This is a genomic window from Pseudomonas sp. AU11447 (assembly GCF_001672555.2).
Lineage (GTDB): Bacteria > Pseudomonadota > Gammaproteobacteria > Pseudomonadales > Pseudomonadaceae > Pseudomonas > Pseudomonas nitroreducens.
Map to the genome: position 1 here is coordinate 12,253 of NZ_LZDG02000053.1, position 12,230 is coordinate 24,482.

The window sequence follows — 12,230 nt, forward strand, 5'->3', positions numbered from 1 at the left end:
ACCGAGTCATGACGCCGCAACAGATCGCCCGCTTCTGCCTGGAACTGCCCGGCGCCCGCGAAGACATCAAGTGGGGCAGCAACCGGGTGTTCTCGGTGGCGGGCAACAAGATGTTCGCCATCCTCGATTTCCTCGACAGCGGCAATGGCGGCCTGGCGTTCAAGGTCGGCCCGGAGCTGTTCCTGGGCTATGTCGACCGCCCCGGCATCCGCCCTGCGCCCTACCTGGCGCGGGCCTTCTGGATTTCCATGCAGCGCCCCTACCCCATGGGCGATGCCGAACTTCGCGAGGCCCTGACCCGTTCGCACCAACTGGTGGTCGCCCGCCTGCCCAAGCGGCAGCGCCTGGGCCTCGTGCTGGAGACGCCCTGATGCGCACGCTGAATTGGGAAGGCCTGTGGCACGCGCCGACTTCCAGCTGGGAGTCCCTGCAATTGGGCGACGGCCGCGCGGAAAGCCAACTGCGCGCCATCGACGAGGCTGGCGGGCCGCCCTATCAGTTGGAGTATCAACTGGAGTGGGACAGCCAATGGCGCCTGCGCGAGGCGCATTTCTCCGTCGAGAGCGAGCGCACTGCGCATCAGCTTCACCTGCTGACCGATGGCGAAGGCCATTGGCGAAGCGGCAGCGGCGAGTTGCTGAGCGAGCTGGAAGGATGCCTGGATATCGACATCTGGCCGTCGCCCTTCACCAATACCTTCCCGATCCGCCGCCTGCAACTGGCTGACGGCGATCGCCGCGAACTGGCGGTGGTGTATCTGGAAGCGCCGAAACTCAAGCCGGTGCGGATGCGCCAGGGTTATACACGCATCGACGCCTCTCACTACCTGTACGAAAACCTGGAAGGCACGGACTTTCAGGCGTTGCTGGCAGTGGATGCCGAAGGCCTGGTGATCGATTACCCGACACTCTTCCGCCGGGTGTGACAGGCATTACGGTAGGAGCGAGCTTGTTCCTGCGGATGACACCCCTGGCTGGCGCCTACGCAAAACCATATCCAGGTAGTTCGTTAGCTAGCTTTCCTACATGCCCACTGCGGTCCATCATGTAGCACCCACCTGCCGTACCGAACTGCTGCTCATGCCTGCCCAGACCCGCTCCACCGCGTCCACCCTGCAAGTGGTGTCCGTCGTCCTGTTCACCTTCATCGCCTACCTGACCATCGGCATCCCGCTGGCCGTGCTCCCCGGCTATGTGCACACCGACCTCGGCTTCGGTTCGGTCATGGCGGGCCTGGTCATCAGCATCCAGTACCTGGCTACCCTGCTGACGCGCCCTTACGCCGGCAAGGTCATCGATACTCTCGGCCCCAAGCGCGCCGTGCTCTACGGCATGCTCGGCTGCGCCGGCAGTGGCGCGCTGATGCTCGGTTCCTGGGCGATGCAGGGCCTGCCGTGGATCAGCCTCGGCCTGCTGATGGCTGCACGCCTGGTACTGGGCACCTCGGAAAGCCTGGTCGGCAGTGCCTCGATCGCCTGGGGCATCGACCGCGTCGGCGCGGCGAACACTGCCAAGGTGATTTCCTGGAATGGCATCGCCAGCTACGGCGCCCTGGCCATTGGCGCGCCGTTGGGCGTGCTGATGGTCGGCCAACTCGGGCTGGCCAGCCTGGGAGGCAGCGTAGTCCTGCTGGCGGCGCTCGGCTTCGCCCTGGCCTGGCCCAAGCGCGCCGCGGCATTGGTGCATGGCGAGCGCATGCCCTTCCACCACGTACTCGGCCGGGTATTCCCCCACGGCATGGGCCTGGCACTGGGCGGTATAGGTTTCGGCACCATCGCCACGTTCATCACGCTCTACTACGCCAGCCTCGGCTGGAAAGACGCCGTCTACTGCCTGACCGCCTTCGGTGGCTGCTTCATCGGCGCGCGGCTGCTGTTCGCCAACGCCATCAACCGCCACGGCGGTTTCCGCGTCGCCATTGCCTGCCTGTCGGTGGAAAGCCTCGGCCTGCTCCTGCTGTGGAGCGCTCCGACACCATGGATCGCCCTCGCCGGCGCGGCGCTGACCGGCTTCGGCTTCTCCCTGGTGTTCCCCGCGCTGGGCGTGGAAGCCGTCGGCCTGGTGCCTGCTTCCAATCGCGGCGCCGCGCTGGGCGCCTATTCGCTGTTCATCGACGTGTCGCTGGGGGTTACCGGGCCGCTGATGGGCGCCATCGCCAACGGCTTCGGCTTTGGCTCGATCTTCCTCTGCGCCGCGCTCGCAGCATTCAGCGGGCTGATGCTCAGTTTGTGGCTCTATCAACATTCCTATCAGCAGCCCTGATTGACACGGCGCAGCATTAGAACCGTAACAGCGCTGATTGCCTTCGAGCGCCCGTGATCCGGGAGCCATCACCGTTGATCAGGTCATCATGACATCCGCATGACAGAGCCTGGACGAAAAAGTTCGATCCTCTGTTATCATCCCGCGGCGCCGGGGCGACCACGCCCCGAATACAACCAAAAGAACATGCCAGCACAGGACTCCACCTACCCCGTTCACGCACTACGGGGCGGAGAGCTTTTTTCTTTCTGTTCGCTGGCGCTGCACCATTAAGGAAATCAAGATGCTGAACCACCGGATCAGTCTGCTCGCACTGGGGATCCTCGCGTCGACCGCCGCCATGGCCGAAGACCAGTCCACCGCCAAGGGCTTCGTCGAAGACAGCCACCTGGACCTGTTCTTCCGCAACGCCTACATGAATCGTGACTACAAGCACGGCCGCGACGACAAGGCCGAGTGGGGCCAGGCTGCTACCGCCACCTTCACCTCCGGCTTCACCCAGGGCACCGTGGGCTTCGGCGTTGACGCCTTCGGCATGTACGCCCTGCGTCTGGATGGCGGCCAAGGCAAGAGCGGCGCTGCCGGCATCGACTTCTTCAAGCAGGGCGACAGCGGCGAAGCCGCCAACGACCTGGCCCGCGCCGGTGGTGCGGTGAAGGCTCGCTTCTCCAACACCGTGATCAAGTACGGTGACCAGATGCCGGCCCTGCCGGTGCTGAGCTACGACAACTCCCGCCTGCTGCCGGAAAGCTTCACCGGCACCCTGATCACCTCCAAGGAGATCGAAGGCCTGGAACTGAACGTCGGCCGCTTCACCTCGGAAACCCGCAAGAGCGCCGAAGGGCGTGACAGCGGCGGCCTGAAGCGCATCGACGTGTTCGGCGGCAGCTACAAGTTCACCGACAACTTCAGCGGCTCGCTGTACGGCTACGAGAGCGAAGACGTCGCTCGCAAGCAGTACATGAACCTGAACTACGTCATCCCGGTGGCCGACAAGCAGTCCCTGACCCTGGACTTCAACGGCTATCGCACCCGCGTGAACGAAGACTTCGCTGCCGACCACGGCATCGACGGCACCAAGAACACCATCTGGAGCCTGTCGGCCGCCTACAACATCGGCGCCCACACCTTCATGGTCGCGCACCAGCGCAACAACGGCGACTCCGGCTACCAGTACGGCTGGTACCAGAACGAAGGCGGCCTGGGTGATGGCGGCACCACCATCTGGCTGGCCAACTCCTACTGGTCGGACTTCAACGGCGAGGACGAGCGCTCCTGGCAGGGCAGCTACAGCCTGGACCTCACCGAGTACGGCGTTCCGGGCCTGAGCTACACCGTGGCCTACGTCTACGGCGACAACATCAAGACCGCCGAGACCAGCAATGGCAAAGAGCGCGAAATCTTCAACCAGCTGAAATACGTCGTCCAGGACGGCCCGGCCAAGGACCTGTCGGTCAAGCTGCGCGGTTCCTGGCTGCGCGTGTCCAACGACGCCCGCTCCTACAACGACGACGGCAACGAAGTGCGCGTCTTCGTCGAGTACCCGGTCAACATCTTCTGATGATCTGATCAGGCTCGAAGTAAAACGCCCCGTGGCAGCGATGCCACGGGGCGTTTTTCATTCCGGCGTCTATTCCACGCCGCGCCGCCTTGGCAACCAGGGCATCGGCGGCAAGGCCATGCGCAGGATATGCAGGCACAGCAGCAGAATCAGCCCGCCAGCGCACAGCGAGCCGATTCGCTGGGCGGGCTCCAGGGTCTCGTTGAGCGTATTGAGGAATAGCATCGCGCTGCCGCCCAGCATGCAGGCGAGCAGGAATACCGACAGGATGTAGATCTTCAGCGTCAACAGCCGCCAGTGCCAGCGCATGCGCCGGCGAACGGGGACTTCATCGGGGGGAAGTTGCGGCATGATCCTTTGCCTCCTGACAGGTTTCTGACGGGCTCACGCAACAGCAGCATGCGACGTCGAGATACTGGCAGGATGCTAGTCCGCACGGCGGAAAATGCCAAGGCGCGCAGGGTTCTACCCGTCGATAGGCCGGCTGCGCGCCGATGAATGGCGAGGCGTCAGCGCACCACGCTGTTGATGTCGTGGCGATTGAGGGAAGTGCGCATTTCCTCGTACCAGTCCGGGATCACGTCCTTCAGGCGCTCCTTGGCGTCCTCCAGCTTGAACGGCTGGGTATAGCGCTTCTTGCGATAGGAGTAGATGAAGTAGGTGCCGTTGCGGTAGAGGATGCGGTCGAAGGTGTAGAAACCGATGTGCGTGCCATTGCAGCGCGCGGTCAGCACCATGTCGCCCTCTTCGTAGGGCAGTACACCCTCGGCGCATTCGTAGGTGAAGAACTCGCGCACGTCGTCCCAGTCCACGCCATCGCTGCTGGCGTGCAGGAAGGCCTCGGCCTGCTCCTCGGATTCGTCGGAGTGGTCGCTGTACCAGATGAACAGCGGGATGCTCTGGTTGGTCTCGTCACCCAGCCAGCTCTCGCCGTCCAGGTACTGCGCGCTGCGCGCCAGGCTCGCCTGCACGCGGCGATGGCTCTGGCGGTACTCTTCCAGCTGCTCGTCGAACGTGGGAATGTCTTCGCCCAGCACCACGCCATCCATGCCCTTGATCTCGGTCACGCGCGCCAGGTAATCGGCATACAGCGCCGCATCCTGGATCACGGTGCAGGTATCACGGGTCAGGCTCAGGCCGATCTCGGTGAAGTTGGCGCTGCCCAGGATCACCACGTCCGGCTCGATGAGCAGCAGCTTCCAGTGCACGCTGTTCTGCGCGCGAAAATCCACATGCAGGGTCACGCCCTTGCCGGCGTCGCGGACGCAGAAGTCGATGAAGTCCGGCGAGGTGAAGGAATTGATGGTGCCCACCAGCAGGTCCAGGCGATTGCCCTTCTCCACCAGGGTTTCGATCAGTCCCTCGGTTTCACTGGCGGAGGCCGAGACGACCGTGATCAGCTTGCCGCTGACCTGCTCCAGGTACTGCTTGAGCGAATGTTGAGCGTTTAGGATTTTCATACAGCCCCCACCAGAATTCTGAACACCGAATTCTGATGCAGGACAATGGGGGGTTTCAACTGTCGGATGCCGACCTATGCCCGCAAATCGGGCGCTGCAGCGGCAAAGCATGCAGCCCGTCCCTGGTCATGGCATAATGAGCGGCTTTGCCAGGCGCCTGTCGGTCTCGTTCGACGACCGCGCCTTCCCTGCCCGCCCGCGCCGTCAGCGCCCGGCGCGCACCATGTCCAGCCAAGGGTCAGTCAGTTGATTTCCACCGCCAATATCACCATGCAGTTTGGCGCCAAGCCGCTGTTCGAAAACGTTTCCGTCAAGTTCGGCAACGGCAACCGCTACGGCCTGATCGGCGCCAACGGTTGCGGCAAGTCCACCTTCATGAAGATCCTTGGCGGCGAACTGGAGCCCTCGGGTGGCCAGGTCATGCTGGAAAACGGCGTGCGCCTGGGCAAACTGCGCCAGGACCAGTTCGCCTATGAAGACTTCAGCGTGATCGACACCGTGATCATGGGCCACGAGGAACTGTGGAAGGTCAAGGCCGAGCGTGATCGCATCTACTCCCTGCCGGAGATGAGCGAGGAAGACGGCATGGCCGTGGCCGAGCTGGAAGTCCAGTTCGCCGAGTTCGACGGCTACACCGCCGAATCCCGCGCCGGCGAGCTGCTGCTGGGCCTGGGCATTCCGCTGGACCAGCACTTCGGCCCGATGAGCGCCGTCGCTCCGGGCTGGAAGCTGCGCGTGCTGCTGGCCCAGGCACTGTTCTCCGATCCGGACCTGCTGCTGCTCGACGAGCCGACCAACCACCTGGACATCAACACCATCCGCTGGCTGGAAAACATCATCACGGCGCGTAACAGCACCATGATCATCATTTCCCACGACCGTCACTTCCTCAACAGCGTCTGCACCCACATGGCGGACCTGGACTACGGCGAGCTGCGCCTGTTCCCGGGCAACTACGACGAGTACATGACCGCGGCCGAACAGGCCCGCGAGCGCCTGCTGTCGGACAACGCCAAGAAGAAAGCGCAGATCGCCGAGCTGCAGACCTTCGTCAGCCGCTTCTCGGCCAACGCCTCCAAGGCCAAGCAGGCCACCAGCCGTGCACGCCAGATCGACAAGATCCAGCTGGAAGAGGTCAAGCCGTCCAGCCGCGTCAGCCCGTTCATCCGCTTCGAGCAGCACAAGAAGCTGCACCGCCAGGCGGTCACGCTGGAAAAGGTCAGCCAGGGCTTCGACGGCACCGCGCTGTTCAAGAACCTGAGCATGCAGGTGGAAGCCGGCGAGCGCATCGCCATCATTGGCCCCAACGGTATCGGGAAGACCACCCTGCTGCGCACCCTGGTCGGCGAAATGGCGCCGACTGCCGGCGAAGTGAAGTGGACCGACAGCGCGGACGTGGGCTACTTCGCCCAGGACCACGCCGAGGACTTCGAGGACGATTACAACCTGTTCGACTGGATGGCCCAGTGGACCCAGGGCGGCGAGCAACTGGTGCGCGGCACCCTCGGCCGCATGCTGTTCTCCAACGACGACATCAAGAAGTCGGTGAAGGTCATCTCCGGTGGCGAACAGGGTCGCATGCTGTTCGGCAAGCTGATCCTCAAGCGCCCGAACGTGCTGGTGATGGACGAACCGACCAACCACCTGGACATGGAGTCCATCGAGTCGCTCAACCTGGCGCTGGAAAACTATCCGGGCACCCTGATCTTCGTCAGCCATGACCGCGAGTTCGTCTCCTCCCTGGCGACCCGCATCATCGAGCTGTCGGAAAACGGCGTGACCGACTTCAGCGGCACCTACGATGACTACCTGCGCAGCCAGGGTGTGATCGTCTGATCACGCCCCTGCCCAGATGAAAAAGCCCCGCTCTGTGCGGGGCTTTTTCTTGGGTGCCTTCTGGTCGGGATTCCTTGAATCAGCGTCCCGACGTCTGCATCGTTGCGCTACCCAGGCTGACGTCGAAGAACTCCGCCGCCGAAGCGGCCAGGTCACGGTGGATGGCCTGGCGGTCGACGCCCTGGGTGTCGGTGCACAGGTCCGGCGTGGCTTCCTTCTCTTCTTCCGAACAGGGCGACATGAAGACAAAGTGCCCTGCCCCATCCAGCACCCGCAGGTCCGCCTGCTGAGGCAGCTTGCGAGCCAGCGCGCCGGCATTCTTCTTCCAGTCGAGGATCTGGTCGTCGTTGCCGGTGTAGAGCAGGACGGGCACCTGCACGTCCTCCAGCTCATGGGCACCGTACATCAGACTCAGCGGCGCGAGCAGCAGCAAGGCGCCAACGCGTGGGTCGGCCATGGGCACCAGGTCGCTGCGGTCGGCGCGCACTTCCCCTTTCTCGCTGCAGGCATCACGGTCGTCCGGGTGCTGTTGGCAATACTTGATCAGCCGCTCCAGGCGCGGCTGGGCGCCGGCCAGGATCAGAGCGGTCTCACCGCCGGCGGAATAGCCGATCACACCGACCTTGCGCGGGTCGACGATGGCCGCGATCTGCGGATCGAGCAGCGCGGCGCTGATGGTTTCGGAAACCTGCAGCGGCCGCCCGTAGAGATTGCTCAGCGCGCCCAGGCGGCTGTGGTCATGCAGGTTGTCGCCGGGATGCAGCAGCGTCACCACCACGAAGCCCTTGCGCACCAGCGCCTCGATCAGGTCGCGATGGGCCAGCGGCGTGCCGTAGTTGCCGTGGGACATCACCAGCAGCGGGAAGCGCCCGTTGGCGGTCTTGCCTTCATAGGCGACGTCGAGGATGAAATTGCCCAGGTGCAAGGGCTGTTCGGCGGCACGCGTCGGGTAGAAGGCGATGGCCTTCATCGGCTGCTGATCCAGCGGGTCGCTCACCTGAAGGCGATGGAATCCGACGCCCCAACCGGAAGAGGCCCAGCTGGAGGTACTGACCGCGGTACCGAAAGTAACGAGCAGAAGAACCCAGAGCAGGCGCCTCGCCATGGTGCACACCGTCCTGAAACGTATCCAGATCAGGCGCCACGGGGCATATCGCAGGAAAAAAAGCCGCCGGGCACCGCCAAACGGAAATATCTGCATAGTACGCGCCAGTTTTCAGCGCCCTGAAACGGCAGACGGACGGCAAAAGAAAAAGCCCCGCAGTGCGGGGCTTTTTTCAGCGGCGTGACTCAGGCAGCGGCGAACTGGCTGGCAATGCTCGCCTGGGCGCCGGCAATGGCGTTGCGGCGCGGCTCGTCACCGTAGGCCAGTCCTTCGGCACGCACGACCTCGATGTCAGTGATGCCAAGGAAGTTCAGCACCAGCTCGAGGTAGTTTTCGTGGGCGACACCGCTCGGTTGGCCGGCATGGATGCCGCCGGCGGTGGAGACGATGATGACCTTCTTGCCGCCAGCCAGGCCTTCGGGGCCGCTCTCGGTGTAGCGGAAGGTCTTGCCGGCAACGGCGATGCGATCGATCCAGGCCTTCAGCTGGCTGGGGATCGAGAAGTTGTACATCGGCGCACCAATCACGATGGCGTCGGCAGCCAGGAACTCTTCGATGCTCTGCTCGCCCAGGGCGGCTTCGTGCTTCTGCGCGGCGTCGCGCAGTTCTGCCGGAGTACCGGCGGCAACCAGGCTGGCGGCAGATAGGTGGCTGATGGCGTCGGCAGCGAGGTCACGGTAGGTGACGTCGACACCCGGCTCGGCGGCGGCCCAGGCAGCGACCAGCTCGGCGCTCAGCTGGCGGGAGGTGGAGTTGTCGCCGAGGATGCTGGAATCGATGTGCAGCAGTTTCATGTCTTTCTCTCCGGGGAAGGTGGCCAGGGAGTCTGGCGGAGCAATTCGTCGTTGAAGGCAAGACTACGCATGTGGCCAATCTTCGATAAGTCCGCAAAAATGCAATGATTCGTCTCACCAGCAGGACAATCCCATGCAGGACCTCAATGACCTCTTCTATTTCGCCAAGGTGGTGGAGGCTGGTGGATTCGCCGCCGCCGGACGCCTGCTGGGCTTGCCGAAGTCGCGCCTGTCGCGACGAGTAGCAGAGCTGGAAGCGCGCTTGAATGTGCGGCTGCTGCAACGCACTACCCGCAAGCTGGCGCTCACCGACCTGGGCGAGCGCTATTACCGGCACTGCCAGGCGATGCTGGTGGAAGCCGAGATGGCGGACGAGGTGGCCGCACAACTGAGCGCAGAACCCCGCGGGCGGGTGAGGCTGTCGTGCCCGGTGGCGCTGGCGGAAACCTCGCTGAACGAGATGCTGCCGGGCTTTCTCGCCGCCTATCCGCAGGTGAACCTGGAGCTGATGCTGACCAACCGCCGCGTCGACCTGCTCAACGAAAGCATCGATGTCGCCCTGCGGGTACGGGCGCCGGGCGATGAGGACCTGTCGCTGATCTCGCGGCGCCTGCGCATGGCGAAGACCGCGCTGGTGGCTGCGCCTTCGCTGCTCAAAGGCGTCAAGCTGCGCGTGCCGGAAGACCTGGCCACCCTGCCCGTCCTCGGCGCCATCGACAACGACCGCCGCGTGCACATGAAGCTGACCGGCCCGCAGGGTGAAATCAAGGAAGTCGCGCTGGAGGCACGGCTGGCAGTGGAGGACTTCAACCTGCGCAAGAACGTGGCGCTGGCGGGGCTGGGAGTGACGTTACTGCCGCTGCATTACTGCACCGAGGAACTGGAGGACGGTCGCCTGGTGCGCGTACTGCCTGCCTGGAGCGAACCGGAGGCATACCTGCAGGCGGTATACCCGCACCGGCGAGGCATCCTGCCGGCGGTGCGGGCCTTGCTCGATTATCTCGAGGAGGGTTTCTCGAAGGACGATTGGCCGGTCTGAGCGGGGCGATTACGCCGGGTTCGTCCCGAGCCCCATCAGCGCGCCTATCCAGCCCAGCAACCGGCCGCCGCTGAGCCAGTCGATCCAGAACACCTGGTGCAGCACGACGATGGCCCAGAACACCGCCTGGAAGGACAGTTTGCGGGTCTTGTGGCGGAATACCTGCTGGGCCAGGAAGGCCCCCGGCCAACCACCCAGCAGCTCCAGCAGGTGCAGGCTCTGCTCGGGAGTGCGCCAGTCGTTGCGCTCGGCACTGCGCTTGTCGCGCCAGTAGGCGAGGAAGGCCAGCACGCTGAAGGCGGGATAGAGCAGCAGGAACCAGACGAAATAGCCGTCCTTCAGCCAGAGCAGCGAGCCGATGACGGGCAGCGCCAGCAGTGCTGCAAGAACCGCCAGTGCCCGCCCCAGCGAACGCTTCGGCGTGCTGGGGAATGCCACTTCGCGTCCGCTGCGTGCGCGCTCGCGGGTCGCTGCCGCGGCGGGCTTGCGGCGAATCGCCGGGGTATTGATGGCCAGCCCGGCAAGGCGGGCGTGATCGGCGCGGGGGCGGCCGTCCTTGCCTGCGCCTTCGATGTAACACACCTGGTCGCCCGCTTCCGGGCGGCGATCGCCACGGAAGTCGGAAATATGCAGGAAGACTTCCTTGCCGCCGGCCTGGGGACGGATGAAGCCGAAGCCCTTGTCATCGTCCCAGCGGCTGATGGTGCCGTTCTTTTCCACGTTCACTCGCTATCGGATCAGGGTTTGGCGCTGCTCCAGTCGATCAGGGCGAACTGCCAGGTTGCCAGGATCAGCAGGCCAAACACGATACGGTACCAGGCGAAAGCCGCATAGCTGTGGTTGGCGATGAACTTGAGCAGGGCGCGCACGGCGATCATCGCGAAGATGAACGAGGTGACGAAGCCTACGGCGAACACCGGCAGATCCGCCGGCTGGAAGACATCGCGGTACTTGTAGCCGGAGTAGACCGCGGCGCCGACCATGGTGGGCATGGCGAGGAAGAAGGAGAACTCGGTGGCGGCCTTGCGCGACAGGCCGAACAGCAGGCCGCCGATGATGGTGGCGCCGGAGCGCGAGGTGCCCGGGATCAGCGCCAGGCACTGGCAGCAACCGACCTTCAGGGCTTCCTTCCAGGTCATGTCGTCGACGGTTTCGGCGTGGATCACGTGCTGGCGCTTTTCTGCCCAGAGCATGATCACGCCGCCTATCACGAGCGCCACGGCCACGGTGATCGGGTTGAACAGGTAATGGTGGATGTAATCGGCGAATGCCACGCCCAGGACAACGGCCGGGAAGAAGGCAATCAGCAGGTTGACGGTGAAGCGTTGTGCCTTGGGCTGGCTGGGCAGGCCCATGACGATGTCGAGGATCTTGCGGCGGAACTCCCAGACCACGGCAAGGATGGCGGCGAGCTGGATGATGATGTTGAAGGCCTCGGCGCGTTCGCCGCCAAAGCCGATGAGGTCCGCCACGATGATCTGGTGGCCGGTGCTGGAGATCGGCAGGAACTCGGTAAGCCCCTCGACCACGCCAAGAATGAAGGCCTGAAAGGCGCTCCACAGATCCATACTACTTCCCCCGCGAGGCACGCTGGCTCGCACGTTTCTAATGGTTTTGTTCCGCTGCCTGCTCCAGGCGCGCAAGCGCCGCAACGGCGTCGCATGCTAATGCATTGGCCGTCGGGCGCTATGAAATTCACAAAAATTTCTCTTGCGCAGCTCCGGTAGAGGAAGCGTTGGCACTTTCGCAAGGAATCTCTTCCCACCGTTGCCAGGAAGATGCAGACAACCACGATCCGGGCCGGTTCGCGCCATCATGCAAAATGCCTAATTCATTGAAAAGACAGCAGTACTCAAGTACCAGAAAGCCTACAAATCAGCCCATTGTGTTAGCGCGCTGAAACACCGGAATTGCCGCAAACGCCTGCGGGCTACGCCTCGCCCCTCCCCACCCAAAGTTGTGTATCAACGCCGCAACACAATCCGCTTCATCGGTGATCAAGGCCCCGTTCCAAGGCCTCTGGAGGGCTTTGGTACGACGGTCCTGTATCAGCACCGAGACATTCGCCTCGCAACGGTTCATGGTGCTTTCGGCTATGTCATTGATTCTCAATGACAGATCAAAAGCGGCACGGCATCTGCTCCACCTTGGTACCGCTGGTTAGGGCTCAGCGC

At 63.7% G+C, this 12,230-nt stretch carries 12 protein-coding genes; 6 read left to right on the forward strand and 6 right to left on the reverse strand.

Annotation, left to right across the window (positions count from 1 at the left end):
• The first annotated feature begins 8 nt into the window (after window positions 1–8).
• From A6723_RS20960 to A6723_RS20975, 4 genes are all read left to right on the forward strand, one after another.
• Window positions 9–371: an MmcQ/YjbR family DNA-binding protein gene (locus A6723_RS20960; RefSeq protein WP_024767269.1), complete on the forward strand. Its 363-nt coding sequence runs from the start codon at window positions 9–11 to the stop codon at window positions 369–371.
• A complete protein-coding gene (locus A6723_RS20965; protein WP_054906931.1) occupies window positions 371–925 on the forward strand; it encodes a putative glycolipid-binding domain-containing protein in 555 nt (184 codons plus the stop codon). The genes A6723_RS20960 and A6723_RS20965 overlap by 1 nt, the downstream gene beginning before the upstream one ends.
• A 154-nt stretch (window positions 926–1,079) precedes the next feature.
• Window positions 1,080–2,261, forward strand: a complete 1,182-nt coding sequence (locus tag A6723_RS20970; RefSeq protein WP_054906932.1) for an MFS transporter — start codon at window positions 1,080–1,082, stop codon at window positions 2,259–2,261.
• A 283-nt stretch (window positions 2,262–2,544) separates the two neighbouring features.
• Entirely contained in the window at window positions 2,545–3,822 is a 1,278-nt protein-coding gene (locus A6723_RS20975; protein WP_054906933.1) for an OprD family porin, read from the forward strand.
• Window positions 3,823–3,891: 69 nt separating this feature from the next.
• Here the strand turns inward: A6723_RS20975 and A6723_RS20980 are convergent, their stop codons facing one another.
• Together A6723_RS20980 and A6723_RS20985 are read right to left on the reverse strand one after the other, a co-directional pair.
• A complete protein-coding gene (locus A6723_RS20980; protein ID WP_054906934.1) occupies window positions 3,892–4,173 on the reverse strand; it encodes a hypothetical protein in 282 nt (93 codons plus the stop codon).
• Between the two features lie 158 nt (window positions 4,174–4,331).
• Window positions 4,332–5,282, reverse strand: a complete 951-nt coding sequence (locus tag A6723_RS20985) for a phospholipase D family protein (RefSeq protein ID WP_054906935.1) — start codon at window positions 5,280–5,282, stop codon at window positions 4,332–4,334.
• Between the two features lie 246 nt (window positions 5,283–5,528).
• Here A6723_RS20985 and A6723_RS20990 point away from each other — a divergent pair, with 246 nt between their 5' ends.
• Window positions 5,529–7,118 carry an ABC-F family ATPase gene (locus tag A6723_RS20990; RefSeq protein ID WP_045217481.1) on the forward strand — a complete coding sequence of 530 codons (1,590 nt, stop codon included), beginning with the start codon at window positions 5,529–5,531 and terminating at the stop codon, window positions 7,116–7,118.
• A 79-nt stretch (window positions 7,119–7,197) separates the two neighbouring features.
• Here the strand turns inward: A6723_RS20990 and A6723_RS20995 are convergent, their stop codons facing one another.
• Together A6723_RS20995 and A6723_RS21000 are read right to left on the reverse strand one after the other, a co-directional pair.
• Window positions 7,198–8,223 carry an alpha/beta fold hydrolase gene (locus A6723_RS20995; RefSeq protein ID WP_054906936.1) on the reverse strand — a complete coding sequence of 342 codons (1,026 nt, stop codon included), beginning with the start codon at window positions 8,221–8,223 and terminating at the stop codon, window positions 7,198–7,200.
• Window positions 8,224–8,408: 185 nt separating this feature from the next.
• Entirely contained in the window at window positions 8,409–9,017 is a 609-nt protein-coding gene (locus A6723_RS21000) for an FMN-dependent NADH-azoreductase (RefSeq protein ID WP_054906937.1), read from the reverse strand.
• A gap of 133 nt (window positions 9,018–9,150) precedes the next feature.
• Between A6723_RS21000 and A6723_RS21005 the strand changes: the two genes are divergently transcribed.
• Complete coding sequence (locus A6723_RS21005; RefSeq protein ID WP_054906938.1) at window positions 9,151–10,056, forward strand: LysR substrate-binding domain-containing protein; 906 nt, start codon at window positions 9,151–9,153, stop codon at window positions 10,054–10,056.
• A 9-nt stretch (window positions 10,057–10,065) separates the two neighbouring features.
• Here the strand turns inward: A6723_RS21005 and A6723_RS21010 are convergent, their stop codons facing one another.
• Window positions 10,066–10,776 carry a DUF1294 domain-containing protein gene (locus tag A6723_RS21010; protein ID WP_054907026.1) on the reverse strand — a complete coding sequence of 237 codons (711 nt, stop codon included), beginning with the start codon at window positions 10,774–10,776 and terminating at the stop codon, window positions 10,066–10,068.
• 17 nt (window positions 10,777–10,793) lie between these two features.
• Window positions 10,794–11,624: an undecaprenyl-diphosphate phosphatase gene (locus A6723_RS21015; RefSeq protein ID WP_054906939.1), complete on the reverse strand. Its 831-nt coding sequence runs from the start codon at window positions 11,622–11,624 to the stop codon at window positions 10,794–10,796.
• Window positions 11,625–12,230: the final 606 nt, after the last annotated feature.